Annotated in this window: 25 protein-coding genes; 22 read left to right on the forward strand and 3 right to left on the reverse strand. The window is 41.3% G+C overall.

The genetic code is table 11. From position 1 onward, the window contains the following. The first annotated feature begins 36 nt into the window (after positions 1-36). The 4 genes from MHI08_RS07135 (at position 37) to coaD (ending at position 2,176) form a co-directional block, all read left to right on the forward strand. Positions 37-486: a YlbF family regulator gene (locus MHI08_RS07135; RefSeq protein WP_007499807.1), complete on the forward strand. Its 450-nt coding sequence runs from the start codon at positions 37-39 to the stop codon at positions 484-486. 65 nt (positions 487-551) lie between these two features. Beyond that, positions 552-824, forward strand: coding sequence for a YlbG family protein (locus MHI08_RS07140; protein WP_024424276.1), 273 nt, complete (start codon positions 552-554; stop codon positions 822-824). 280 nt (positions 825-1,104) lie between these two features. Next, positions 1,105-1,692, forward strand: a complete 588-nt coding sequence (rsmD, locus tag MHI08_RS07145; RefSeq protein WP_254967935.1) for a 16S rRNA (guanine(966)-N(2))-methyltransferase RsmD — start codon at positions 1,105-1,107, stop codon at positions 1,690-1,692. A gap of 1 nt (position 1,693) precedes the next feature. Beyond that, positions 1,694-2,176 carry a pantetheine-phosphate adenylyltransferase gene (coaD, locus tag MHI08_RS07150; protein ID WP_024424274.1) on the forward strand — a complete coding sequence of 161 codons (483 nt, stop codon included), beginning with the start codon at positions 1,694-1,696 and terminating at the stop codon, positions 2,174-2,176. Between the two features lie 13 nt (positions 2,177-2,189). Here coaD and ylbJ read toward each other — a convergent pair whose 3' ends face one another. Beyond that, entirely contained in the window at positions 2,190-3,398 is a 1,209-nt protein-coding gene (gene ylbJ, locus MHI08_RS07155) for a sporulation integral membrane protein YlbJ (protein WP_042968177.1), read from the reverse strand. Positions 3,399-3,554: 156 nt separating this feature from the next. On the opposite strand from ylbJ, the gene MHI08_RS07160 reads away from it, so the two are divergent. After that, on the forward strand, positions 3,555-4,334 hold the full coding sequence (locus tag MHI08_RS07160; RefSeq protein ID WP_034281674.1) for a patatin-like phospholipase family protein: 780 nt from the start codon (positions 3,555-3,557) through the stop codon (positions 4,332-4,334). A 4-nt stretch (positions 4,335-4,338) separates the two neighbouring features. Continuing rightward, positions 4,339-5,367 (forward strand): SepM family pheromone-processing serine protease, encoded by a 1,029-nt coding sequence (locus tag MHI08_RS07165; protein WP_133743855.1) that lies wholly within the window; start codon positions 4,339-4,341, stop codon positions 5,365-5,367. Between the two features lie 233 nt (positions 5,368-5,600). Here MHI08_RS07165 and MHI08_RS07170 read toward each other — a convergent pair whose 3' ends face one another. Continuing rightward, complete coding sequence (locus tag MHI08_RS07170) at positions 5,601-6,848, reverse strand: nucleotidyltransferase (RefSeq protein ID WP_342500116.1); 1,248 nt, start codon at positions 6,846-6,848, stop codon at positions 5,601-5,603. 206 nt (positions 6,849-7,054) lie between these two features. Here MHI08_RS07170 and MHI08_RS07175 point away from each other — a divergent pair, with 206 nt between their 5' ends. From MHI08_RS07175 to gerR, 3 genes are all read left to right on the forward strand, one after another. After that, positions 7,055-7,573, forward strand: a complete 519-nt coding sequence (locus MHI08_RS07175; protein WP_019743276.1) for a DUF177 domain-containing protein — start codon at positions 7,055-7,057, stop codon at positions 7,571-7,573. A gap of 21 nt (positions 7,574-7,594) precedes the next feature. Further along, complete coding sequence (gene rpmF / locus MHI08_RS07180) at positions 7,595-7,768, forward strand: 50S ribosomal protein L32 (RefSeq protein ID WP_008354700.1); 174 nt, start codon at positions 7,595-7,597, stop codon at positions 7,766-7,768. Positions 7,769-7,906: 138 nt separating this feature from the next. After that, the gene (gene gerR, locus MHI08_RS07185) at positions 7,907-8,446 is read left to right on the forward strand and encodes a sporulation-specific transcriptional regulator GerR (protein WP_342500117.1); all 540 of its coding nucleotides are present in this window, start codon (positions 7,907-7,909) and stop codon (positions 8,444-8,446) included. 45 nt (positions 8,447-8,491) lie between these two features. Here gerR and MHI08_RS07190 read toward each other — a convergent pair whose 3' ends face one another. After that, complete coding sequence (locus MHI08_RS07190; RefSeq protein ID WP_007499784.1) at positions 8,492-8,971, reverse strand: N-acetyltransferase; 480 nt, start codon at positions 8,969-8,971, stop codon at positions 8,492-8,494. Positions 8,972-9,181: 210 nt separating this feature from the next. Between MHI08_RS07190 and MHI08_RS07195 the strand changes: the two genes are divergently transcribed. The 13 genes from MHI08_RS07195 (at position 9,182) to murB (ending at position 25,468) form a co-directional block, all read left to right on the forward strand. Next, positions 9,182-10,081, forward strand: a complete 900-nt coding sequence (locus tag MHI08_RS07195) for a 2-dehydropantoate 2-reductase (RefSeq protein WP_342500118.1) — start codon at positions 9,182-9,184, stop codon at positions 10,079-10,081. 70 nt (positions 10,082-10,151) lie between these two features. Then, on the forward strand, positions 10,152-11,771 hold the full coding sequence (bshC, locus tag MHI08_RS07200) for a bacillithiol biosynthesis cysteine-adding enzyme BshC (protein WP_342500119.1): 1,620 nt from the start codon (positions 10,152-10,154) through the stop codon (positions 11,769-11,771). A 128-nt stretch (positions 11,772-11,899) separates the two neighbouring features. Further along, complete coding sequence (gene mraZ / locus MHI08_RS07205) at positions 11,900-12,331, forward strand: division/cell wall cluster transcriptional repressor MraZ (protein ID WP_003211163.1); 432 nt, start codon at positions 11,900-11,902, stop codon at positions 12,329-12,331. A 66-nt stretch (positions 12,332-12,397) separates the two neighbouring features. After that, positions 12,398-13,330 (forward strand): 16S rRNA (cytosine(1402)-N(4))-methyltransferase RsmH, encoded by a 933-nt coding sequence (gene rsmH / locus MHI08_RS07210; RefSeq protein WP_024426925.1) that lies wholly within the window; start codon positions 12,398-12,400, stop codon positions 13,328-13,330. A gap of 37 nt (positions 13,331-13,367) precedes the next feature. After that, a complete protein-coding gene (ftsL, locus tag MHI08_RS07215) occupies positions 13,368-13,715 on the forward strand; it encodes a cell division protein FtsL (protein ID WP_024424265.1) in 348 nt (115 codons plus the stop codon). 7 nt (positions 13,716-13,722) lie between these two features. Continuing rightward, on the forward strand, positions 13,723-15,873 hold the full coding sequence (locus MHI08_RS07220; RefSeq protein WP_025092537.1) for a penicillin-binding protein: 2,151 nt from the start codon (positions 13,723-13,725) through the stop codon (positions 15,871-15,873). Between the two features lie 128 nt (positions 15,874-16,001). After that, positions 16,002-17,921, forward strand: a complete 1,920-nt coding sequence (locus tag MHI08_RS07225; protein ID WP_034623693.1) for a stage V sporulation protein D — start codon at positions 16,002-16,004, stop codon at positions 17,919-17,921. A gap of 211 nt (positions 17,922-18,132) precedes the next feature. Then, positions 18,133-19,608, forward strand: a complete 1,476-nt coding sequence (locus tag MHI08_RS07230) for a UDP-N-acetylmuramoyl-L-alanyl-D-glutamate--2,6-diaminopimelate ligase (RefSeq protein WP_024424262.1) — start codon at positions 18,133-18,135, stop codon at positions 19,606-19,608. A 135-nt stretch (positions 19,609-19,743) separates the two neighbouring features. After that, complete coding sequence (mraY, locus tag MHI08_RS07235) at positions 19,744-20,718, forward strand: phospho-N-acetylmuramoyl-pentapeptide-transferase (RefSeq protein WP_003211854.1); 975 nt, start codon at positions 19,744-19,746, stop codon at positions 20,716-20,718. Then, complete coding sequence (gene murD / locus MHI08_RS07240; protein WP_342500120.1) at positions 20,719-22,074, forward strand: UDP-N-acetylmuramoyl-L-alanine--D-glutamate ligase; 1,356 nt, start codon at positions 20,719-20,721, stop codon at positions 22,072-22,074. Between the two features lie 59 nt (positions 22,075-22,133). Then, positions 22,134-23,234, forward strand: a complete 1,101-nt coding sequence (gene spoVE / locus MHI08_RS07245) for a stage V sporulation protein E (RefSeq protein WP_024424259.1) — start codon at positions 22,134-22,136, stop codon at positions 23,232-23,234. A gap of 196 nt (positions 23,235-23,430) precedes the next feature. Next, positions 23,431-24,525: an undecaprenyldiphospho-muramoylpentapeptide beta-N-acetylglucosaminyltransferase gene (murG, locus tag MHI08_RS07250; RefSeq protein WP_034623688.1), complete on the forward strand. Its 1,095-nt coding sequence runs from the start codon at positions 23,431-23,433 to the stop codon at positions 24,523-24,525. Between the two features lie 31 nt (positions 24,526-24,556). Then, positions 24,557-25,468 (forward strand): UDP-N-acetylmuramate dehydrogenase, encoded by a 912-nt coding sequence (gene murB, locus MHI08_RS07255; RefSeq protein ID WP_024426930.1) that lies wholly within the window; start codon positions 24,557-24,559, stop codon positions 25,466-25,468. The last annotated feature ends 88 nt before the right edge of the window (positions 25,469-25,556 follow it).

Raw genomic sequence — 25,556 nt, forward strand, 5'->3', positions numbered from 1 at the left:
TTTCGTGGTAAACTATGAATTGGAGGTGCAACATTTATGTATGCGACAATCGAATCTGTGGAGCTCCAAGAGGAAGCAAATCAATTGGCTGCCATGATTCTTCAGTCGGAGGAGGCTGAACATTACCGCAACTGCTTTAAGCGTCTCCAGCAAGACGAAGAAGCCCAACAAATTATTGCCCATTTTACAAAAGTAAAAGAGCAGTATGAGGATGTGCAGCGGTTCGGCAAATATCATCCGGACTATAGAACGATCTCAAAGGAAATGCGTGAGGTCAAAAGAAAGCTAGATCTTCACGATACAGTGGTTGATTTCAAAAAAGCAGAAACAGCGATTCAATCCATCTTAGATGAGATTAGTATTGAAATCGGTCAAGCTGTATCAGCATATATTAAAGTTCCAACAGGGAACCCATATTTTGATGGTCTATCATCATGCGGCGGTGGCTGTGGATCAGGTGGCAGCTGCGGCTGTAAAGTATCTTGACGAGACTTGAATGTCTCGTCTTTTACATAATGAATGAAAAGAATTGAAAAGCGGCAGGTGAAAAGATGGAAACCAAACGTCAAGGGATGGTCGTCTGGCTGCATTCGTTAAAGCAGTCAAAAGCGCTAAGAAAATTCGGGAATGTTCACTATATTTCAAGGAAAATGAAATATGCTGTGATCTATTGTGATATGGATGATCTTGAGCGCCATATGGCTAAACTCAGCTCGTTACCATTTGTGAAACGTGTTGAGCCTTCATATAAACCTTTTATTAAATTAGAGTACGAATCCAAATTGGACAAAGCAAAAGAGTATGATTATAAGGTGGGCTTTTAAAGACACAAAAAAATCCCCGCGGCATCACCCGCGGGGTCCTTCTATTCTTAATGATTCATTAAGGAGAAGGCAAAGGGAGAGGAGAAACCGGAGGAAGAACTTATGGGGAAACGTAAGTCTTCTCCGCGGTTGGCAACAGCACCACATCAGATGCTGTTATAAGTAGTATGACCCCGGATTTCTTGATCTATACATAGAAAATGAATGAATATCATTGCATTGTTCCTTGAGGAGTGATGTGGTAAGATAATGTTGAATTTTTTGTCATAAACAATGACGAATAGAAGCAAGTAGAAAAAGTGGTGGAAAAATGAGAGTCATCTCTGGAACGAGAAAAGGCCGCACACTTAAAGCGGTACCAGGTCAATCAACAAGACCGACGACAGATAAAGTAAAAGAATCAATATTTAATATGATCGGCCCGTATTTTGATGGCGGATGGGCTCTTGATTTATTTGCAGGAAGCGGTGGTTTAGGGATTGAAGCGCTTTCTAGAGGATTCGATCATTGCATATTTGTTGATCGAGATATAAAGGCGATTCAGACGATTAAAGGAAACCTGAATCAATTGTCGCTAATGGATCAAAGTGAAGTGTTTCGAAATGAAGCAAAGCGTGCACTTGCAGCTGTTGTGAAACGAGAGGAATCCTTTCAAGCCATTTTCCTTGATCCGCCCTATAAAGATCAACAGCTAAAAGCACTTCTTGAAATGATTGACGAGCACGCCTTGTTAACAGATGACGGCGTGATCGTGTGTGAGCATGATAAAGATGTGAAGCTACCAGAAGAAGCAGGGCAGCTCCACATCACAAGACAGGAACTGTACGGATTGACTGGTATTACGATCTATAGAAAGCGGGGAAATTAGCATGGGGAACATAGCCGTTTGTCCGGGCAGCTTCGATCCAGTTACATTGGGGCATTTGGATATCATCAAAAGAGGTGCAAAGATTTTTGATGAAGTGTATGTATGTGTACTAAATAATTCATCTAAAAAACCGTTATTTACTGTTGAAGAACGGTGTGAGCTTATTCGCCAAGCAACGAAGGAGCTGCCAAATATCAAAGTTGAATCGTTTCACGGTCTGCTTGTTGATTATGCGAAGCAAAAAGAAGCCAAAGTCATTTTACGCGGACTAAGAGCTGTGACGGACTTTGAGTATGAGATGCAAGGCACCTCAATGAACAAAGTGTTAGACGATGAAATTGAAACGTTTTTTATGATGACCAACAATCAATATTCTTTCTTAAGCTCCAGCATTGTCAAAGAAGTAGCGAAATATCATGGGGCAGTCAACGATCTTGTACCAAAAGAGGTAGAAGCAGCGCTGAAGGAAAAATTTAATGGATGAGTGCACCCGGCACTCATCCATTTTTTAATTTCCGATAGTATAGCGCGATATACACTATCATACTGCAAAGTGTGATGAAGGGACCGGCTTTCACAAGCTGATTCCAAAGCACGCTGCTGAACATGACGACCTGCTGGCTTGCATCAAAGGCACCCGCTGGGAGAGCCATGTCTGATCGAGAGACATAAAGAGGCTTGAATAATAAAAAGGCAAAAACAGCTGCATAAATTCCGTGAAGCAAACGGGCGAAGAAAAACGGTTTAAAGCGGATATCGGTTGCCGCTAAAATGCCGGCGACTTGGGCTTGAACAGAAAACCCGCTGAATCCTAAAATAAAGCTGACGACAATGGTTTTAGCGAGAAGGGTGACTTCCTGTGACCCCGTCATCTGGCTTCCTAATGTGATTTCAAATAAACCGGCAATCATGGCAAGGTCTAATTCTGGCGGAAGATGCATCGTTTGCAGCATATATCCGAGCCCGATGGATAAAAGGTCTGTCACATGGACAACTGACAGCATTTTGCTAAACACAGAAAATAAGATAATAAAGCCGCCAATCATAAAGAGTGTTTGGACTGATGACATGACTGCATCACTTAAAATTTGGCCCAGCGGTCTTTTCTCTGCGAGTCTTGCTGTATGAAGAGCATTGAATGCCTCTTTAAACGGCGGGAATAAAAACTTCTTTCGGCTTCTTAGGTGTGCATCATGCCGCGCTTTATATCCCCTCATCGTCACACCAACAGCGAGATTCCCTAAATAATGAGCGCTGGCCAATACAATGCCTAAAGCTGGATGATGAAAAAAACCAACAGCCACCGCACCGAAAATAAACAATGGATTCGATGAATTTGTAAAGGAAACGAGACGCTCTGCTTCGATCCGCGTCAGCTGCCTTTCCTGCCTCAGTCTTGTCGTTAATTTCGCACCAGAAGGAAACCCTGAAGCCATTCCCATAGCCAGTACAAATCCTCCTACACCCGGCACCCGGAAGATGGGGCGCATAAATGGCTCTAATAATACCCCGACAAATCTGACAATCCCAAAACTAATTAATAGCTCGGACAAAATAAAAAAAGGAAGCAATGATGGAAATACAACCTCCCACCACATTGCAAGTCCATTTTTCGATGCTTGCAAAGAGGCTTGTGGGTGTGTAATCACAGTGGCTGTTAAGAAAATAAAAAAAGCAGCGATGAACAGAGTGTTCCATTTTTTCATGGAGATTTCGCCCCTTGCCGTTATGATCTATTGGCGAGCTCGTGATTATAGAAAAAGAAACTAGCCGAGCCTGTCTTCTATTACTATACGAGCAGTAGGGGCATGTTTAGACCTATAGATTCGTATATATGCATAGAAAGAGGAGGGTGGATTTTCATGAAGCGACCGGTCATCGGGCTTGCACTAGGCTCCGGGGGTGCGAGGGGAATGGCGCATATCGGGGTTTTGTCTAGTCTTGAGAAGCAAGGGATACAGGTAGATATGATCGCTGGAAGCAGTATTGGCGCACTTGTTGGGAGCTTTTATGCGGCAGGACAAGACGTAGAAAAAATGAAAAAACTTGCACTTGTCTTCAGAAGAAAGTATTATGCTGACTATACACTGCCAAAAATCGGTCTTTTAAAAGGAAACCGAATTTTGCAGCTGATTCACACGTTTACATATGGGAAAAAATTCGAAGAATTAAGAATGCCCCTTGCGGTGGTTGCCTGTGACCTCGAGACAGGGGAAAAGGTTGTGTTTAAAGAAGGGTCTGTCTCACAAGCAGTCAGAGCAAGCATCAGCATTCCAGGCGTGTTTGTTCCTCATGAAATGGGCGGCAGACAGCTAGTGGATGGAGCGGTTGTTGACCGCATTCCTGTGTCTGTTTTAAAAGAAATGGGCGCAGACCTTATTATCGCCTCTGATGTATCTAGGGTGAAAAAAACAGAAAAGGCGACGAGATTATCGGATGTGATTATGCAAAGTTTGGACATCCTTCAAAATGAATTGGTCCGTCATCAAACCATTCATGCAGATCTCATGATTCGGCCGAGGCTTGAAACATTCAGCTCCAGTTCATTCACTCAGGTTCAGGAGATGATTGAAGCTGGTGAGCTCGCCGCAGACCAATTAGCAGGTGAACTGAAAGATGTCATTGATAAATGGGAGTGTTAATCGAATGAAAAAATTGAATATTCGCTGGCTCAGCTTTTTTGTTATTGTTCTTGTCTTATTTGGCTTAACTTTTGTTAAACTGCCGTATTACGTGACAAAGCCGGGTGATGCAACAGAGATTGCCCCTCACATTCAAGTGGATGGTGGATACGGCGAGAAGGGCAGCTTCTCTCTTATGACGATAAAAGTAGGCCCAGCCAATCCGTATACGTATTTGCTTGCGAAAATGAATAAATATGACGAAATCGTCCCAGAAGAAAATATTAAAGCGGACGGAGAGTCGGATGAAGATTATATGAAAAGACAGCTTCAGCTGATGAAAAGCTCTCAAGAAAATGCCATGATTGCAGCGTATACAAAAGCAGGCAAAAAAGTAGATTATACGTTTAATGGGGTATATGCGAGCTACGTCATGAAAGGCATGCCTGCTTACGGCAAAATTGAAGTGGGCGACCGGATTAAAAGCGTTGATGGCAAGACGTATGATTCTGCTGATAAAATGGTGTCGTATATCAGCCGTCAAAAAGCTGGTACATCTGTCCGTTTTGTCCTTGAACGCAACGGCAAGGATATCACGCAGAAAGTGAAGTTGAAGCCTTTTAAAGAAGAGCCGAATCGAGTCGGAATTGGCGTATCTTTATTTACAGACCGAAATGTGAAAGTGTCGCCTTCTATTAAAGTGGATATTGAAAATATCGGCGGCCCGTCGGCAGGTTTAATGATGTCACTTGAAATTTATAATCAGCTGACAAAAGAAGACGAAACACATGGCTATGCGATTGCAGGGACTGGAACGATAGACGCTGATGGTACGGTCGGGCCAATTGGCGGAATAGATCAAAAGGTTGTTGCAGCAGATAAAGCAGGAAAAGATATCTTCTTTGCACCAAATGATAAAGGTGATCCAAATTCAGACTACAAAAATGCAGTGAAAACAGCGAAAGATATTAAAAGTAATATGAAAATCGTTCCTGTGGACACTATGCAGGACGCACTGAACTATTTAAACAAGTTAAAAGAGAAAGCATCTTAAGTGAAAAAAGAGCAGCCTTAGGCTGCTCTCAGCGTGTAGACAAACCCTCGCATTCGGTGTCAGGTCTCTGCGCCGGTACTCACGAATGTCAAATTCGCTCCGTTCCGGTGCTCGCCCTTCCTAGACTTCAAAGGTTTTCTATCACGCTGAAAAGAAGACAAAGGGATAAAATAAAGATCATTTTAGCCCTTTGTCAACAATCAGAGAGCAGCCTTCATCAAAGGCTGCTCTTTTTATCGAGATTGGAAGAGACCAGTCTCTTCATCATAGCGGATCGGTGAGGTTTTAAATTCTGCTTCTGTTAACTTTGTTTGCATTGGTTCGCTGATGGGAAGGCTGAAGACGCGGGAAGCGCGAATGTCAAGATCAAGGGCAGGATGTGAAAAGGAAGACAGCTTGCTGACAAGCGGTACGTCCAATTCCTTTTTGACAAGAGATAAGTATTGCTGACCTTTCTTTGACATACCAAGTAAACGAATGTATGGCGCGTGTTTCTTCTTTAGCAGCTCATGCATAACAGTTTTCTTCACCCTCATTAAAAGGTGCGTATTCATCCGCTGCAGCCTTGTCCACGTATATCGTTTTGTTTTCACAAGTGATAGATATTCCTCGTAGGTGGACGCATGTGTGATCGCCTTTTGCATGCGGTGTTCGATGCCTTCTTCAATTTCATAGATGCCTTCTAATTCTGCTGTATCCATTGTGTGAAACACATGTTTTAAGAAGCTGAAATAGTCTTCTTGCGTATGTAAAAGACCATAAGAAGAATAATAGTCATGTAATTGCTTAAGCGAAGCTTCCGGGAGATAAGAGGCGACAGTTTCAAATGACCCGTTCTCTTTTAAGGCTTTTCGGATGCTTGTCGCGCTTGCGATTTTCTGATGTTTAGGAAGATCTTGATCATGATAACCGGATGCAATTCTTTGAGAGGTAAAGGGCTCTATGTGAGGAGATCTCTCTAAGATGGCTTTGACATAGTGGAAGCCTAAAATGTTATTGGGCTTAGACAGATCCAGTAAGTGTTTAGGATCAATGATCTTTTGAAACGCAGCGGCAGAGGCTGCCGGATAACTAAGCCCTTCTTTGACCTTTGCTTTTGTGAAAAGATCAATTTCTTCTTTTTTTTCATGCCAAGCGTGAGCTGTTCGCTCAAATGTTTTAATGTCCCCATCCTCGCTTCCGAAAAAAAGGGAGCGGCATTTTAAAGCGTCTAAAATGGACACAGCGCCATTTGCAAAGGTTTCTGCCTTTTGCACTGCATAGATGTATGGAAGCTCACATACGATGTCTACACCGTTTTGCAATGCCATTTTTGTACGTGCCCATTTGGAGACGATAGCAGGTTCTCCGCGCTGGAGGAAAGATCCACTCATGACGGCAATGGCTACATCTGAGGAGGTATGTGTTTTCGCCTGGCGAACATGATAGGCATGCCCATAATGAAATGGATTGTACTCGACAACGACTCCTGTTGCTTTCAATAGATGTTCCGCCTTTCTTGCTATGGTTAAATGGTCTATGCTACAGTAGCATAAGGGAAAAATGAAGCCCATTTTTTTCAGTGTAGGCATTCCGTGAACTGATGTCAAACAACGCTTTGACATCACAAAGGACTGTAAAGAAAAAATATTGACAAATAGCATGATGAAAGCTATAATCATGTTTGTTGCTCTTAGAGGTGATACAATTGAAATGGACAGTTTATCAGTTACATCAAAAAGCTAAAAACAGCTTCGATTTTCATGAGACGGTTGACTTAAATGAACTTACTAGCCTTCATTCAGATATACGTCGCATTTCACCAGTAGAGGTGAAAGGGACTGGAGTGATCGAATCAAAGCAAGTCGCATTTGATTTAACCATCACAGGTGAAATGACATTGCCTTGTTCAAGAACGCTTGTTGATGTAAATTATCCATTTGCGATTTCAACGAAAGAACTATTTGTACTTCATAAGACAGACGATATAGAAGATGAAGACGTATCTGTTGTAGAAGACGATATCATCGACTTAACGCCTATAGTCAAGGAAGAAATTCTTCTTGAAGTGCCGATGCAAATCTTTTGCGACCAAACAGACGTAAAAGGTGCTGCACCACAGGAAGGGAATGACTGGGCGGTCATTTCGGAAGATGCACATCAAAACCGAATTGATCCGCGTCTGGAAGGCTTGAAGAAGCTCTTAGAAGAAAATAATGAATCTTAACTCTTTAAGGAGGTGGGAATAATGGCTGTACCTTTTAGAAGAACTTCTAAAATGAAAAAAAGATTGCGTCGTACGCATTTCAAACTACAAGTACCTGGTATGGTAGCTTGCCCAGAATGCGGTGAAATGAAAATTTCTCATCGTGTCTGCAAATCTTGCGGAACATACAAAGGCAAAGACGTAAAAAGCAACTAATGCTTGATAAAAAAGCGTAAGGGAATCTTCCCTTGCGTTTTTTTATTTGTCTATTTTTTAGGTTTCTCTCCTGCAAATAGTCTATCTACTCTAGTAAGCGCATATGATGTGGTATTCAGATTCAGGGGGGATGATCAATTGACGATTACAAGGCAGGACGCATGGACGCAAGATGAAGATTTACTTTTAGCAGAAGTCGTCTTAAGACACATTCGAGATGGAGGAACGCAGCTTTCCGCATTTGAAGAAGTCGGAAAAGCGTTGTCAAGAACGGCTGCAGCATGTGGATTCAGGTGGAATTCATACGTCAGAAAACAATATCAGGCAGGCATTGAGCTGGCGAAAAAACAGCGGAAAGAACTGCGTAAAAAGATTGGGATTCATTCCTCGGGTTTACCACAAAATACGTTAACGATAGAAGAAAAGGCAACCTCAGTTCAGGCTGAATTGACCTTGCGAGAAGTAATTCAGTTCTTAGAGCAGCTTGAAAAAGAACCTGCTGGCTCTGCTGATTTACGCGAAGAACTAGCGGACACGCAGCATCAACTGAAGTCGCTCACGGAAGAAAATGAAAACTTGAAGCGGCAATTAAAAATGACAGAAGAAGATTACCGGGCACTCATTGGGATTGTTGAAAGAGTCAAACAGAATATCAACTTAAAAGAATATGCTAAATAAGAAAACGCCCCTCACAGAGAAAGGAGGGGCGTTTTGCCGTCAGTATTAAGCAGATTCACCTGTATTTTTTTGGATATGGGCAGGTTCCCAGATGAGTGGATTTTCACCTTTGTCGCGTTCCATATCATATTTGACCGCTTCAAAGCCCATTTTATCCCAAAAACCGGCAGATTTGACGCGAGGATTGGTCCGGATTGGCAATCCGAAAGATTTGGCGAAATCAACAAGTGCCTCGCCGTACCCTTTACGCTGATACCCAGGAAGCACTTCCAGCTTCCACAGCTCTAAATAATCATGATTGTGGTCAAAATACGTTGTCGTCGAGCCGTCCACTTGATAAAGGCTCATACGTGCGACCAGCTTATCTCCAAAATAAATCCCGTAAAATGGAGAATTGCTGTCATTTTCTATCATATTACTTTCAAGGTCTTCAAGCATGGATAGTTCTTGTATGCCATATTCCTTAAATTGTTTAAATTCCTCTAAAGTTTTGTAATTGATTAGAAGTCGCTTTACTTGTGTCATATGATCTTCCCCCTTACACACATAATGTTGACAGTGATGTCGTTGAAGGCGTTTTCATCCCATCCGCCTTAAAAAGTTTTTACACTTATTATTATAGTTTTTAAATTAAAAAAATTCAATCGCGGCGCGCCATCTGCTTTTTGCATCGCGGCATGAAACTGTTAAAATGGTTGATATGATGAAGTAAACAGAAAAAGGGAAGTGCGGCAGTTGAACATTGGAATCATTGGCGGCGGTGCGATTGGTCTGCTTTGTGCCAGTTATTTATCACAGCATCATGACATCACTGTTTTGACAAGAAGAAAAGAACAAGCAGAGGAGATTCGAACATCAGGAATTAAGCGAACGGTAAAAGGAGAGACATTCCGGGCGTCTGCGGAGGCAAGGGCAGGGATTACAGGAGTATTTGATCTGCTGATTGTGACAGTGAAATATCACCATCTGCAAGAGGTGCTTGATGAACTATCAACATTACCTCGTCAGCGAATCTTATTTTTACAAAATGGAATGGCACACTTATTAGATTTAGAAAAATGGGACACGTCGCATTCGATATATATAGGTGTCGTAGAGCACGGCGCCATGAAGGTATCAGACCATGCAGTGAACCATACAGGGATCGGTGTCATCAAGTGGGGAGCTTTTCATCCTGAGGATACAGATGATGTGAGAAATGCTTTGAATGAAACGCCAGCCCATTTTCAGATGATTTATACGGATGAATGGAAAAAAGTGCTGGAGGAAAAACTGCTAGTCAATGTATGCATTAACCCCCTCACGGCTTTATTGCATGTGAAAAATGGAGAATTGATCGCAAATCCTGCATATGAATACATGATGAAATGTGCATTTGAAGAAGCATTGTCCATTTTAGGTCTGGCTGAAAAAGAGCAGCTCTGGTCACACGTCGTTTCAATTTGTAAAAAAACGGCCGCCAATCAATCGTCGATGCTTCAAGATATCGTCAAAGGCCGTGAAACCGAAAGAAAAGCCATCGTTGGCTATCTTTTAAAAAAGGCTCAAGCTCAAGAGATTCTGGCGCCACATCTTACTTTCTTTAATCGAAGCTTGGAAGTATTGGAAAAAAAGCAAACAAAATCTTTTGAGTGAGCTCATTTACATGCTATACTTTTTTCGGGAAACTAACTATTTATTTTATTGAAGAAAGGAAGTTCTAAACATGCAATTGACTGAACTTTCCATCCGAAGTCAGAATTTATTCATACGTGATTATATAGAAGAAAAAAAAGAGATGACTGCTTTTTTTGATTATGATATACATTCTGAAGACACATGGAAAAAGAGATACGACGATCTCATGGAAATGAGCTTCCCGCGCGAGGCTTTAGCAGATTATATGAGCGCATACCACGCAAAGTTTGAATCGGCAGCGATGCGTCAGAACATTGAAAAGATCCGTGACAAGCGGAGTGTCATGGTGGTTGGAGGACAGCAGGCAGGCCTACTTTCAGGACCGCTTTATACCATACATAAAATCATATCCATTATTCAGTTCGCAAAAGAAAAAGAATCAGCGCTTGGCGTTCCTGTGATTCCAGTCTTTTGGGTAGCAGGTGAGGATCATGACGTAGATGAAATTAATTTTGTCTACACATCCGGCGAAAAAGGTCCAGTCAAGCAAAAGCTGCCATTACATAACGGCAAAAAAACTGCGGCCAAAAGAACACCTCTGCATCAAGAAAAAACAGAAAAATGGCTCCGTGATGTGTTTTCAACGTATGAAGAATCTGCGTATACTAATGACTTGCTTGATCAGCTTCTTCGATGTTTACGCAAATCACAAACGTTTACGGATTTCTTTGAATGGATTGTATGCGACCTTTTTGAAGAAGATGGACTGCTTCTATTTAATTCAGGAGACTTAGGCGTCAAACCACTTGAGCGTACGTTATTCAAGCACATTGTCGAGACAAATGAAGCAGTCACGGCTCGTTTGAATGAAACGCAGGCTGCCATGAAACGAGCGGGATATCAGCCGATCATTGAAGCTGGTGACAATCAGGCAAACCTGTTTTACGAATATGATGAAGAGCGTTTCCTTATTGAAAAAGAAAACGGCCAGTTTTCTATATCAGAAGTGGGGCTTACGTGGACAAAAGAAGAGCTTTTGCAGGAAATTGAGGAGCACCCAGAACGGTTCAGCAACAATGTGGTGACGCGTCCCTTAATGCAGGAAACCCTTCTCCCAACACTTGCTTTTATGGCAGGACACGGTGAAATCAACTATTGGGGAGAACTGAAAGGAATCTTTGAGCATTTTGAATTAAAGATGGCACCCGTTCTTCCAAGACTGCACGTGACCATTCTTGAAAGGCACATCGATAAGAAGCTGCCGGTCAGAGAACTTTCTCTAGAAGAAGTGCTCACAAGCGGAGTAAAAGAAAAGAAAGAGGCTCACTTTGAGCAAAGCCTTCCAGACAGCTTTGTTCAAGCCGTTGATCAGGCGAAACGTGAATTAGCGAATGTTCATGGTGTATTGAGGCAAGAAGCACTGAAGGTTGAACCAAACTTCGAGCAGCTGCTAGATAAAAATGCCAAATTTATCGAAGACCAGCTTCAATTTGTTTATCAAAAGGTGGCGCAGCGTGTGGAAGAGAAGGAAGGATATATCCTTCGAGATTTTGAACGGATTGAAAACAGCTTAAAACCATTAGATGCCCCGCAAGAAAGAATTTGGAATATCATGTACTTTTTAAACAAATATGGTCCAGAATTCTTCAAAACGTTCAAAAATCTGTCATTTTCATTTCAAAACAAGCAGCAAATTGTCAAACTTTGAAATAAAGTTTTAATGAACCCTGACTAGTTCAGGGTTTTTTTTTATGTAGAAACAGTGTAAAATAAGTTTTGTGGAGAGAAGTGGTGGATAGTGGAGAGTAAGGGTGAGAAAGTGGGGCTCTGATTATCATGTTCATGGGTGAATACCAACATACGATTGATACAAAAGGGCGCATGATCATCCCTGCTAAATTTAGAGACGGTCTCGGAGAACAGTTTGTGCTGACGAGAGGGCTTGATCAATGTTTATTTGGCTACCCTATGAGTGAGTGGAAACTAATTGAAGAGAAACTCAAAGCACTGCCGCTAACGAAAAAAGATGCACGTGCGTTTACCCGGTTCTTCTTCTCCGGCGCAGTTGAATGCGATCTGGACAAGCAGGGGCGCATTAACATCGCATCAAACCTACTCCAATATGCAAAACTCGAAAAAGAATGTGTGGTCATCGGCGTTTCAAATCGAATTGAGTTGTGGAGTAAGTCGATCTGGGAACAATATACAGAAGAGCAAGAAGATTCTTTTGCTGAAATTGCTGAAAACATGATTGGGTTTGATATATAATAATCCCTTGTGCAGCAAGCTTTCTACACATTCATTTCTATTTGAAAAAGGTGGGACCATAACATCATGTTTCAACATGAGACAGTATTATTAAAAGAAACAGTTGACGGTTTAAACGTCAAAGAAGACGGTACATATGTAGACTGCACGCTGGGCGGAGCAGGTCATAGCTCATATTTACTATCTCAACTATCAGAAAAAGGTACATTGATTGGATTTGACCAAGACGATGCTGCACTGGATCATGCACGAGAGAAGCTCGCAGATTCAAAAGCGAACATTCTTTTCATAAAGAGCAACTTCCGATATTTAAAAGAACGTCTGAATGAACAAGGCATTACAAGCGTAGATGGTGTGATTTTTGACCTTGGGGTTTCATCTCCTCAGCTCGACACACCAGAGAGAGGCTTTAGTTATCACCATGATGCACCTCTTGACATGCGAATGGATCAAACAGCCGCATTGTCGGCAAAACAAGTGGTGAATGAATGGCCATTTGAAGATCTAGTTCGGATTTTCTACAAATATGGGGAAGAAAAATTCAGCAAGCAAATCGCACGCAAAATTGAAGAAGCTAGAAAAAAAGCACCAATTGAAACAACAGGTGAGCTTGTCGACATTATCAAAGAAGGAATTCCCGCACCTGCAAGACGAACTGGCGGACATCCAGCAAAAAGAGTGTTTCAAGCGATCCGAATTGCTGTCAATGATGAATTGAAAGTTTTTGAAGAAGCACTAGAACAAGCAATAGAGTTACTCAATCCGAAGGGGAGAATTTCTGTCATTACATTCCATTCACTTGAAGACCGGATTTGTAAAAGTACATTTAAAGAAATGTCTTCTCTTCCAGAACTTCCGCACGGACTACCAGTGATTCCAGAAGGACTTGAACCAAAGCTGAAGCTGATCACGAGAAAACCAATCGTTGCATCAGAACAAGAGCTGGAACATAACAACCGTGCCCGTTCAGCGAAGCTCCGAATTGCAGAAAAAAAGTAAAACGACACCATAGATGATGATAAAAAGGAGGTTTCTTATGAGTAATTTGGCTTACCAAAGAGAAGTAAAACAATATCAAACAGAGCAGCAAGGCCAATCGGTTGTTATTAAAAGAAGAGGTTCTATCACACTTGGTGAAAAAATCTTACTTGTCATGTTTGTCATGGCTCTTATGTGCAGCTCCATTCTCATCATTTCTAAAGCCTTTGCTGTCTATCACGCCAATATCGAGGTGCAGAAATTAGAGCAGCAAGTATCTTTAGAATCGAAGAAGATCACTGAGCTTCAAAAGGAAAAAGACTTGCTGAGTGAGCCAGAGAGAGTCATTGATACTGCGAAAAAAGCTGGCTTAAGCATTTCGAAAGATGTTAAGAAGGTCGATTAAGATGGCGATGCCTAAAAAGAATAAAATGATGAACAGAGGCGCGGCAATTGCGAGTATTTGCTTCGCCCTGTTTTTCTTTATCATCCTTGCACGTTTTATTTATATTCAGATTACAGGAACGGTCGATGGCCAAGTGTTAGCCGCAAAGGCAAATGAACAATATCAATCGAAGAAAACACTTGAAGCGAAAAGAGGGTCTATTTTAGACCGAAATGGGAATGTGATTGCCGAGGATACGTCTGTCTATAAGCTCATTGCGGTCATGAGCAAGAAAATGACGGTCGATCCAAAGCACCCGATGCATGTCGTCGACAAAGAAAAGACAGCAAAAGAGCTGTCAAAAGTCATTGATATGAGTGAAAGCGAAATTTTAAAGCGTCTGAATACAAAAGATGCGTTCCAAGTTGAGTTTGGTAAAGCTGGGAAAGACATCAGTTTTTCAACAAAAGAAAAAATTGAAAAGCTAAAGCTTCCAGGGATCGCATTTGAAAAAGACACGAAGCGATATTATCCAAACGGCATGTTTGCGTCGAATCTGATCGGTTATGCAAGATTAGATGAGGCAACGAAGGACATGTCAGGCGCGATGGGACTTGAGAAGGCGCTGAACAAATTTTTAAAAGAAAAAGACGGCTATGTGACATATAACAGTGACAGAAGCGGATGGGCTCTTCCAAATAGTAAAGAAGACATTGTCGCTCCGAAGGATGGAAAAAATGTCACGCTGACCATTGATCAAAAAATCCAAGCGTTCCTTGAAGAAAGTATGACGCAGGTTGCCAAAAAATATAAACCGAAGAAAATCATTGCCACAGTCGTTGACCCAAAAACGGGAAAGGTGCTCGCGATGGGACAGCGGCCAAGCTTTAATTTAAATGAATTAGACATTACGAATTATAACAATGATGTCATTTCATATGCGTTTGAACCAGGTTCAACGATGAAAATCTTCACACTTGCTGCGGCAATCCAAGAAGGAGTCTACCAAGGCAATGATAAATATCAATCTGGTACTTATAAAGTAGGAGGCGGCCTTGTAAGAGACCACAACAATGGAAACGGCTGGGGAAAAATTGACTTTCATGAAGGGGTTCTCCGTTCGTCTAATGTAGCTTTTGCAAAGCTGGCAAAAGAAAAATTAGGCTTCACGCGCTACGAACAATATTTGCAGAAGTTCCATTTCTATGACAAAACAGGTATTGACTTACCGAACGAAGCGTCTAGTAAAATCAATTACAGATACGAATATGACAAAGCATCGACGGCTTACGGTCAAGCGTCTGCCATTACACCGATTCAACAAATCGAAGCAGCGACAGCGATAGCAAACGGCGGAACGATGATGAAGCCATATGTCATTGATCATATTACAGACCCGAACACAAACAAAACGATTTTACAGCACGAACCAACAGTAGCTGGAAAACCAATTTCCTCTGATACAGCAAAGCAAGTCCGTGACATTTTAGGTGAGGTGGTTTCCTCGAAGATTGGAACAGGCCAGCCTTACCAAATCAAAGGATTTGACGTTGCTGGGAAAACAGGAACAGGACAAATTGGCGGTGCCGGCGGTTATCTCAAAGGAAGAAACGATTACGTCTTTTCATTTATGGGAATGGCGCCAAAAGATGATCCGAAGCTGCTCGTTTATGTCGCTGTACAGCAGCCGCAGCTGTCTGATACAGAAACTGGCTCTGCCCCAGTTGCACAAATCTTTAACCCAGTGATGAAAAATAGTCTGCTATATTTAAATATTGCACCAACAAAAACAGACGATAAAAAATCAGGCGAACAAAAAGTGAAGCAAGAAACAATGCCTTCATTCTTAGATTTAGAAGTGAAGCAGGCGGAAACAGAAGCCAAAAACAAAAACTTAACGCCTGTTGTCATCGGCGACGGCCTCTCCATTAAACGACAGTGGCCAAGTGCAGGCTCTGAATTCTCTGAAAGCCAGAAAGTTTTCTTGAAAACAGCAGGAAAAACGATAAAAATGCCTGATATGACAGGCTGGTCGAGACGGGAAGTCCTTCAATATGCATCCATTTCCGGTGTGCATATCGAAACAAAAGGACAAGGATATGCTGTCAAACAAAGTGTGAAAAATGGAGCGGAGATTTCAGATAAAGTCGTCACTGTGACATTTAAAAGCCCGAATTAACTGCAAAACCTAGCAAACCACTTGCTAGGTTTTTTCTTTTGCCGAGCGGGATAGACGAGACGTTCTACATAAGGACGGGCCTGCATATGATGGAAACAAGCCATATGTATGTAAGGAGTGAACCGGGCGTGCGAGTATCAAGTGTAACAGTGAGAAAACGATTGCTTTTCGTGCTGATGTTTGGGGTGATCATTTTTTTCATCATAGATACTAGATTAGGATATGTACAGTTTATTATGGGCGAGAAGCTCACAAGCTTAGCAAAAGATTCATGGAGCCGGAATCTCCCGTTCGAACCAGAAAGGGGAGATATTTTGGACCGAAATGGGGTAGAGCTTGCGACGAACAAAAGTGCCCCATCTATATTGGTCGTCCCGCGGCAAATTAAAGATCCCGCAGAAACAAGCAAAAAACTGGCGGCAGTACTGAATATGTCTGAAGAGAAAGCGTACAAGCACGTCACAAAGAAAACATCCATCGAACGAATTTCTCCAGAAGGCAGAAAAGTATCTCATGAAAAAGCAAAAGAAGTCAGAGAGCTTGATTTAGATGGCGTTTATGTTGCGGAAGACAGCATCAGACACTATCCGTTTGGCAGTTTTCTTTCTCATGTGCTGGGCTTCGCTGGAATTGATAATCAAGGGTTACTTGGACTGGAAGCCTATTATGATGATGACCTAAAAGGTGAAAAAGGCTCTGTCAAGTTCTATTCCGATGCAAAAGGACAAAAAATGCCAGATGAAGCAGATGATTATACACCGCCTAAAGATGGTCTTGATATGAAGTTAACTGTCGATGCGAAGGTGCAAACCATTATAGAACGGGAATTAGACAATGCGCAGGCAAAATATAACCCAGATGGGATGATTGCAATTGCGATGAACCCGAAGAACGGTGAAGTGCTTGGGATGTCGAGCAGACCGGATTTTGATCCAGCGGATTATCAATCAGTTGACTCGAAAGTGTTTAACCGAAATCTACCGGTGTGGAGCACATATGAGCCAGGTTCAACGTTTAAAATTATTACGCTTGCAGCAGCACTAGAAGAGAAAAAAGTCAATTTAAAACGCGATCATTTTTTTGACAGCGGTTCTGTGACAGTTGATGGTGCAAGACTTAGGTGCTGGAAAAAAGGCGGCCACGGATCACAGTCATTTTTAGAAGTGGTTCAAAACTCCTGTAACCCCGGTTTTGTTGAACTAGGCGATCGTCTAGGAAAGGATAAATTATTTTCTTATATTAAAAATTTCGGATTTGGCCAAAAAACAGGAATCGATCTTCAAGGGGAAGGGCGAGGCATTTTGTTCCCGCTGGACCGAGTTGGCCCTGTAGAGCAGGCGACAACTGCCTTTGGTCAAGGTGTATCTGTTACGCCGATACAGCAAGTGGCTGCCGTAGCAGCTGCGGTAAATGGAGGAACACTTTACACGCCTTACATTGCAAAAGAATGGATAGATCCAATCACAAAAGAGGTAGTGAAAAAGCAATCACCGATTGCCAAAAAGAAAGTGATTTCAGCAGAAACATCCAAAGAAATCAGATATGCGCTTGAAAGTGTAGTCGCTCAAGGGACTGGCCGAAATGCATTTGTTGAAGGATATCGAGTTGGCGGGAAAACAGGGACAGCACAGAAGGTAAAAGACGGCAAGTACATGGAAAATAACCACATTGTGTCATTTATCGGGTTTGCGCCTGCTGATGATCCAAGTATCGTTGTATATGTGGCGGTAGATAACCCGAAAGGCACTATTCAATTTGGCGGGACAGTTGCTGCACCAATTGTGGGTCATATTATGCGGGACAGCCTGCCTGAGATGGGTGTGAAAAAAAGAAAAGGACAAATTGAAAAGAAGTACCAGTGGCTGGACACAAAAACCATTGAAGTACCGAATCTTGTAGGGGGATCTGTTTCAGACCTTGAATCCTTACTGATTAACCTTAAGATCGATGCTTCTGGAACTGGCAGTAAAGTGGTGAAGCAATCGCCTGCTGCCGGGACAAAAGTCAAAGAAGGCTCCACCATCAGATTATACTTAAACGATGAATAATAAAGAATGAACAGAGGGTAGCCGCACTCATTCGGCTGCCTCTTTTTGTTGAAAGAGAAGGTCTGTTTGAAAAAAAGAGCCTAAAGTGTGTTTTTTCCAAGAGAAACTTAAGGAATACGCTGGATGTATCCCTTTTTTTACGATAAAATATAGACTGTGTGTTTTTTTCACAAGACATGCACGTGAACGAATTTGAGAGGTTTGATATGAAATGAAATTACAAGAACTCCTTACATATTTTAAAAGTGAAAACAACGAACTAATAAACGAAAATCCTGATATCACTTCCATTGAAATGGATTCAAGAGAGGTGAAAAAAGGAAGCCTTTTTGTCTGTATAAAAGGCTATACAGTAGATGGACACGATTATGCTGAAAAAGCGGTGAAAAGCGGGGCTGCAGCGATTGTAGCAGAACACCCTCTTAACATATCAGATGTACCAGTCATTATTGTAAAACACTCTCAAAGAGCTCTTGCAAGAATAGCTGATGCGTTTTACGAGCAGCCAACTCATAAGCTGAATCTCATCGGGATCACAGGAACAAACGGAAAAACTTCGACAACACACATGATTGAACAAATGATGAGAAAAGCCGAAAAGAAAACTGGCTTAATCGGTACGATGTATATGAAGGTGAATGATGACATTCTCGATGTGAAAAACACCACACCTGAAAGTGTCACACTTCAGAAAACTTTTAAACAGATGCTTGACCAAGATGTAGACACAGCCATTATGGAAGTATCATCACATGCACTGCATCTTGGCAGGGTACATGGATGTGATTATGATATTGCTGTTTTCACAAACCTTTCTCAGGACCATCTTGATTACCACAACACAATGGAAGAATATAAACATGCGAAAAGCTTGCTATTCTCACAGCTTGGCAGTGCCTTTCATCACGATAAGCCGAAGCATGCAATTTTAAATGCAGATGATGACGCTTCGAGTTATTATGAAAAAGTGACAGCTGCTGAAGTCATGACATATGGCTTAGAGCAAAAAGCAGATGTAATGGCAAAGAATATTCAAATCAAACCGAAGGGAACTCAGTTTGATTTGATCACTCCAATTGGCACAAAAAATGTGACAGTTGCCCTCATCGGTAAGTTTAATGTGTACAACATCCTAGCAGCTGTATCAGTAGGGATCGTATCTGGCTTAACATTTGAAACGATTGTAAGTGCTATTGAAGAGCTGGAGGGAGTCAAAGGCCGATTTGAACTTGTGAACTGTGATCAAGATTTCCCTGTTATCGTCGATTACGCCCATACACCTGACAGCTTAGAAAATGTCCTGACAACGTGTAGAGAATTAACAGAGGGCAAAATTTTCTGTGTGATAGGCTGCGGCGGCGACCGTGATAAAACAAAGCGTCCTCAAATGGCCCAAATCGCTGTGAAGTATGCAGATGAACCTGTATTTACTTCAGACAACCCAAGAAGCGAAGATCCTTCAGCTATTTTAAAGGATATGGAAAATGGGGTGCCAGACGCATATTATCATAGTTTTGTGAATCGCAAACAAGCCATCTTTTTTGCAATTGCCAATGCGAAAAAAGGCGATACAGTCTTAATAGCGGGTAAAGGTCATGAGACATATCAAATCGTCGGCGATCAAGTTTACGATTTTGATGATGCAAAGGTTGCTATGGACGCTATTTTAGATCTAAACAAATCTTAAAATGATGAAAAGAGTGTAATGAAATGAAGCATTTTGTACAAAAACAACATACGAAGAACGCGAATGAATACCTTAATAATGAATGTGATTTTCTGATGGAAAACGGCTTTGGAAATTCGGAAGGAGTAAAGAACGATGCTTGAACAGGTGATATTGTTTACAATCATAATGGGATTTTTAATCAGTGTTCTTTTATCCCCGATTTTTATTCCGTTTTTAAGAAGGCTTAAATTTGGTCAAAGTATTAGAGAAGAAGGACCACAGTCTCACCAAAAGAAATCAGGTACTCCGACAATGGGCGGAATTATGATTATCTTTTCTATTACCATTACAACGATTGTGATGATCAACAAATTTTCTGAGATTAGTCCAGAAATGTTTTTATTGTTATTTGTTACGCTTGGCTACGGTCTATTAGGATTTTTAGATGATTATATTAAAGTAGCGATGAAACGAAACCTAGGTTTAACATCGAAACAGAAATTAATTGGTCAAATTGTGATCGCAGTGATTTTTTATGCAGTCTTCCATTATTATCAGTTTGCAACGACGATTCGCATTCCAGGAACAGATGTGAGCTTCGATTTAGGATGGGCTTACTTTATCCTTGTCGTTTTCATGCTTGTCGGAGGTTCTAATGCCGTGAACTTAACGGATGGACTGGATGGTCTATTATCTGGAACCGCGGCTATTGCCTTTGGAGCCTTTGCTATATTGGCTTGGAATCAATCACAGTACGATGTAGCGATCTTTTCAGTAGCTGTTGCTGGAGCCGTTCTTGGGTTTCTTGTGTTTAACGCGCATCCTGCAAAAGTATTTATGGGTGATACAGGGTCGCTTGCTTTAGGCGGAGCAATTGTAGCAATTGCGATTTTAACAAAGCTTGAAATTTTACTTGTCATTATTGGAGGAGTATTTGTTGTCGAAACGTTATCCGTTATTCTTCAAGTGATCTCCTTTAAAACAACTGGAAAAAGAATCTTTAAGATGAGTCCGCTTCACCACCACTATGAGTTAGTTGGCTGGTCTGAGTGGAGAGTAGTTGTCACCTTCTGGACAGCTGGTTTATTACTTGCTGTTTTAGGAATTTACATCGAGGTGTGGTTATAATTGAATAAGATGCAAATGTTAAAAAACGAACATGTACTAGTATTAGGTCTTGCAAAAAGCGGATATGCGGCAGCTTCAATTCTTCATGAGCATGGAGTAAATGTCATAGTAAATGACCAAAAGCCGTTTGAAGAAAATGAACCTGCTCAGCTTCTTTCTGAAAAGGGGATTGATGTCGTTTGCGGCAGCCATCCTCTTCGTATGTTCGATGATAAAGAAATTACGATTTTAATTAAAAATCCAGGAATTCCATATGAAAATGTGATGGTTCAAGAAGCGCTTCGCCGACGAATTCCAGTTTGGACGGAAATAGAATTAGCTTATCATTTAACCTCAGCTCCTTTTATTGGGATCACTGGATCAAATGGAAAAACCACTACCACGACTTTGATTTATGAAATGTTGAAACAAGACAGTCAAAAAACTTTAGTGGCAGGTAATATTGGCACGGTTGCCAGCGAAGTCGCTGCAAAAGCAGCTGGCGATGAGTGGATCGTAACTGAACTCTCTTCTTTTCAGTTAATGGGAACAGTTGATTTCAGACCTAAAATCAGCTTAATATTAAATATTTTTGATGCACATTTAGACTATCACCACACTCGTGATGAATATGAAAAAGCAAAGCAGAAAGTATACGCACATCAACTTGAAGATGACATAGCTGTTATTAACCTCGATGATCCATCAGTCGTAAAACTGGCTGAAGCTTCAAAAGCAAAAAAAGTGTTTTTCTCAGTGAAAGAGCAAGTAGAACATGGTGCGTATATTAAAAATGGTGCGATCTACTACATGAATGAACATATCATCGATTTAAAGGATGTTGTTCTTCCTGGTGAGCATAACCAAGAAAATATTTTGGCAGCTATTTGTGTCGTGAAAAATGCAGGCTGTTCAAATGAAGCAATCGCACACGTTCTCACGACATTTAGTGGAGTGAAGCATCGTCTGCAGTTTGTAGATACAATTCAAAGCAGAAAATTCTATAACGATAGTAAAGCCACCAATATACTGGCAACAAGTAAAGCATTGTCAGCTTTTAATCAGCCGATCATTTTACTAGCTGGCGGGCTTGATCGCGGCAATGAATTTGATGAATTGAAACCTTTTATGAAAAATGTAAAAGGAATTATCACATTTGGTGAGACGGCACCTAAGTTTGTGAAGCTTGGTGAAGAACTGGGAATACATCACGTAAAACATGTCGATAATGTTGAACAAGCAGTACCTGCGGCGTTTAACATTTCTGAAGAAGAAGACGTGATTTTATTATCCCCGGCTTGTGCAAGCTGGGATCAACATAAAACATTTGAAGAACGTGGAGACATGTTTGTAAACGCCGTGCATATGCTTAAATAAGGGCTTGTCTCTCGTATGACTGACAGCCCAAATGAAATTATGCTTGGGGTGTCGGTCTCTTGACGAATAAGAAAACTTCTCCGGACTTTTTGCTTGTTGTCATTACGTTACTTTTATTGACGATTGGTTTAATTATGGTGTACAGCGCTAGTGCTGTGTGGGCATCGTATAAATTTGATGATTCGTTTTATTTTGCAAAAAGACAGCTTTTGTTTGCCGGAATCGGAGTTATCGCGATGTTTTTCATTATGCGAGTCGATTATTGGACGTGGCGGACTTGGTCAAAGATATTGATTGCTGTTTGTTTTCTCCTTTTGCTGCTTGTACTTATTCCTGGTATCGGTATGGAGAGAAATGGATCAAGAAGCTGGATCGGTGTCGGTGCGTTTAGTATTCAGCCCTCTGAATTTATGAAGCTTGCGATGATTGCGTTTCTTGCAAAATTCTTATCTGAAAAACAAAAAAATATCACATCCTTTCGTAAAGGTTTCGCACCAGCATTAGGCATTGTGTTTTCTGCATTTGCCATCATCATGCTGCAGCCAGATTTGGGAACAGGGACGGTAATGGTTGGAACCTGTATTATTATGATATTTGTTTCAGGTGCGAGAATTGCTCACTTTATATTTCTCGGTCTTTTAGGGCTCAGCGGATTTGCTGCACTAGTCTTATCAGCGCCCTACCGCATAAAACGAATTACATCGTACTTAAATCCTTGGGAAGATCCACTAGGCAGTGGGTTTCAAATTATTCAATCCTTATACGCTGTTGGTCCAGGCGGTCTGTTCGGAATGGGTCTCGGTCAAAGTAGACAAAAATTCTTTTATTTACCTGAGCCTCAAACAGACTTCATCTTTGCAATATTGTCTGAAGAGCTTGGCTTTATAGGAGGATCACTCATTTTGCTGCTCTTTAGTGTTCTATTATGGAGAGGCATACGAATAGCACTTGGAGCCCCAGACTTATATGGAAGTTTCCTAGCAGTTGGTATTATTTCAATGGTTGCCATTCAAGTGATGATTAATATCGCAGTTGTTACTGGACTTATCCCTGTGACAGGTATCACGCTCCCATTCCTAAGTTATGGCGGCTCATCACTGACATTAATGCTGATGGCAATTGGCGTACTCTTGAATGTAAGCAGGTACGCTAGATATTAGTGCTGCTAGTTCATGAAACCATGATGACATTTATTTTGCAAAAGTACAAAAAAATGATTTGAAGAGTAGAAATGACAGATTTTGTATTGGAAACATGTTTTTTGACTCTTCTTTACAGGTTTTAACGGAGCCCTGTTGTTTAAAACAGGGTTTATACTTTGTTCAGAGCAGAAAAAAATTGAGGGGAAATGGTATAATGCGTATAGTAATCAGTGGAGGCGGAACAGGCGGACATATTTATCCAGCCTTAGCTTTTATTAAAGAAGTGAAAAGACTGCATCCTGATGTAGAATTTTTATATATTGGTACTGAAAATGGACTTGAAAAGAAAATTGTAGAAAGAGAAAATATCCCTTTCAAATCCATAGAAATTTCAGGTTTTAAAAGAAAGCTTTCCTTTGATAACGTAAAAACGGTGATGAGATTTCTAAAAGGCGTTCAAAAAAGCAAATCTTACTTAAAGGAATTTAAGCCAGATGCGGTCATTGGAACAGGTGGTTATGTGTGCGGGCCTGTCGTTTATGCAGCTTCTAAGCTGAAAATCCCGACCATTATTCACGAACAGAACAGTCTGCCTGGTATCACGAATAAGTTTCTAGCAAGATATGTTGATAAGGTAGCCATCTGCTTTGAAGAAGCAAAGGCACATTTTCCTTCTGAAAAGGTTGTATTTACGGGAAACCCTAGAGCCTCTGAAGTCGTCTCTATAAAAGAGGGGAAATCTCTGAAGGAGTTTGGACTGGATGAAACGAAAAAAACGGTTCTTATTTTTGGCGGGAGCCGGGGGGCTGCGCCAATTAATAGAGCAGTTATTGACATGCAAGATGGATTAAAGGCTAAGAACTATCAGCTTTTATATATCACGGGTGAGGTTCATTATGAAAAAGTGCTGAACGAACTAAAGGAAAAAGGTGCAGCACCTAATATGATCACAAAGCCTTTCTTGCATCAAATGCCAGAATACTTGAAATCGATTGATGTGATTGTTGCAAGAGCCGGTGCCACAACGATTGCTGAGGTGACAGCCCTTGGAATTCCAACTATTTTTATTCCAAGCCCATACGTGACGGCAAATCACCAGGAAATCAATGCAAGATCACTAGAAAAGCATGACGCTGCAATCGTTTTAAGAGAATCAGAGCTTTCTGGAGAAAGCCTCCTTCATGCCATTGATGAAATTGCTGGTAATGAAGAAAAATTAAACGAAATGAGCCGTTTAACAAAAGAACTTGGAGTACCAGATGCGGCTGGACGTTTATATAATGTATTAAAAGAAATTACGACTACATGATGGAATGATATTAGGTAAGGCGGAGGGTAATATGGAGAACTTGAAGAATGAATTATTAGAAGCGCAAGTCGGTAAAGTGCTTGAAAATGAGCCGCTTGCAAATCATACGACAATGAAAATAGGCGGGCCGGCAGATCTATTGATCGTTCCTAAAGATATCGATTCAGTTAAAACGATCATGGATCAGATAAAAAAACACCACGCGGACTGGACGGTTATTGGAAGAGGGTCAAATTTACTCGTACTTGATAAAGGAATACGTGGCGTCGTCCTGAAGTTAGGCGCTGGACTTGATCACTTAACTGTAAATGATGAAGAAATTACAGTTGGCGGCGGCTATTCTGTTGTAAGGCTTGCAACGTCACTTAGTAAGCAGGGTCTTTCAGGGCTGGAATTTGCAGCTGGTATTCCAGGGTCTATTGGAGGCGCTGTTTATATGAACGCAGGTGCGCACGGATCTGATATCAGTAAGATTCTTGTGAAAGCGAGAATCTTATTTGAAGATGGAAGCATCGAGTGGCTAACAAATGAGCAGATGAACTTTAGCTATAGAACGTCTGTCCTTCAAAAGGAACGACCAGGCATTGTTCTCGAGGCCGTGTTTAAGCTCAAACAGGATGATCGCGAGAAAATCACAAAGAAAATGCAGCAAAATAAAGACTATCGCAAGGAAACACAGCCTTATAATCGACCATGTGCCGGAAGTATTTTTCGAAATCCACTGCCTGAATATGCAGGACAGCTTGTAGAAAAAGCGAATTTAAAAGGGTACCAAATTGGCGGAGCAAGAATCTCTGATATGCATGGCAACTTTATTGTGAACGCTGGCGGGGCTACTGCTCAAGACGTGCTGGACTTAATCCAGTACATCCAAAAGAAAATTAAAGATGACTACAATGTAGATATGCATACAGAAGTAGAAATTATCGGTGAAGCAAATTAAAAGCAAGTTTTATGAATGATGGCATCACAGGAAAACAAACGGCATGAAAGAATGCCGTTTGTTTTCTCATCAAAAGATGACCCAAAGG

This window comes from Bacillus sp. FSL M7-0791 (genome assembly GCF_038627085.1).
GTDB classification, from domain to species: Bacteria; Bacillota; Bacilli; order Bacillales; family Bacillaceae; genus Bacillus; species Bacillus safensis.

What these genes read in the sequence shown, in the direction of transcription:
- MHI08_RS07135 (WP_007499807.1), top strand. Translation starts at nt 37, where the DNA reads ATGTATGCGACAATCGAATCTGTGGAGCTCCAAGAGGAAGCAAATCAA.
- MHI08_RS07140 (WP_024424276.1), top strand. Translation starts at nt 552, where the DNA reads ATGGAAACCAAACGTCAAGGGATGGTCGTCTGGCTGCATTCGTTAAAG.
- coaD (WP_024424274.1), top strand. Translation starts at nt 1,694, where the DNA reads ATGGGGAACATAGCCGTTTGTCCGGGCAGCTTCGATCCAGTTACATTG.
- ylbJ (WP_042968177.1), bottom strand. Translation starts at nt 3,398, where the DNA reads ATGAAAAAATGGAACACTCTGTTCATCGCTGCTTTTTTTATTTTCTTA.
- MHI08_RS07160 (WP_034281674.1), top strand. Translation starts at nt 3,555, where the DNA reads ATGAAGCGACCGGTCATCGGGCTTGCACTAGGCTCCGGGGGTGCGAGG.
- MHI08_RS07165 (WP_133743855.1), top strand. Translation starts at nt 4,339, where the DNA reads ATGAAAAAATTGAATATTCGCTGGCTCAGCTTTTTTGTTATTGTTCTT.
- rpmF (WP_008354700.1), top strand. Translation starts at nt 7,595, where the DNA reads ATGGCTGTACCTTTTAGAAGAACTTCTAAAATGAAAAAAAGATTGCGT.
- MHI08_RS07190 (WP_007499784.1), bottom strand. Translation starts at nt 8,971, where the DNA reads ATGACACAAGTAAAGCGACTTCTAATCAATTACAAAACTTTAGAGGAA.
- bshC (WP_342500119.1), top strand. Translation starts at nt 10,152, where the DNA reads ATGCAATTGACTGAACTTTCCATCCGAAGTCAGAATTTATTCATACGT.
- mraZ (WP_003211163.1), top strand. Translation starts at nt 11,900, where the DNA reads ATGTTCATGGGTGAATACCAACATACGATTGATACAAAAGGGCGCATG.
- rsmH (WP_024426925.1), top strand. Translation starts at nt 12,398, where the DNA reads ATGTTTCAACATGAGACAGTATTATTAAAAGAAACAGTTGACGGTTTA.
- ftsL (WP_024424265.1), top strand. Translation starts at nt 13,368, where the DNA reads ATGAGTAATTTGGCTTACCAAAGAGAAGTAAAACAATATCAAACAGAG.
- MHI08_RS07220 (WP_025092537.1), top strand. Translation starts at nt 13,723, where the DNA reads ATGCCTAAAAAGAATAAAATGATGAACAGAGGCGCGGCAATTGCGAGT.
- MHI08_RS07230 (WP_024424262.1), top strand. Translation starts at nt 18,133, where the DNA reads ATGAAATTACAAGAACTCCTTACATATTTTAAAAGTGAAAACAACGAA.
- mraY (WP_003211854.1), top strand. Translation starts at nt 19,744, where the DNA reads ATGCTTGAACAGGTGATATTGTTTACAATCATAATGGGATTTTTAATC.
- murG (WP_034623688.1), top strand. Translation starts at nt 23,431, where the DNA reads ATGCGTATAGTAATCAGTGGAGGCGGAACAGGCGGACATATTTATCCA.
- murB (WP_024426930.1), top strand. Translation starts at nt 24,557, where the DNA reads ATGGAGAACTTGAAGAATGAATTATTAGAAGCGCAAGTCGGTAAAGTG.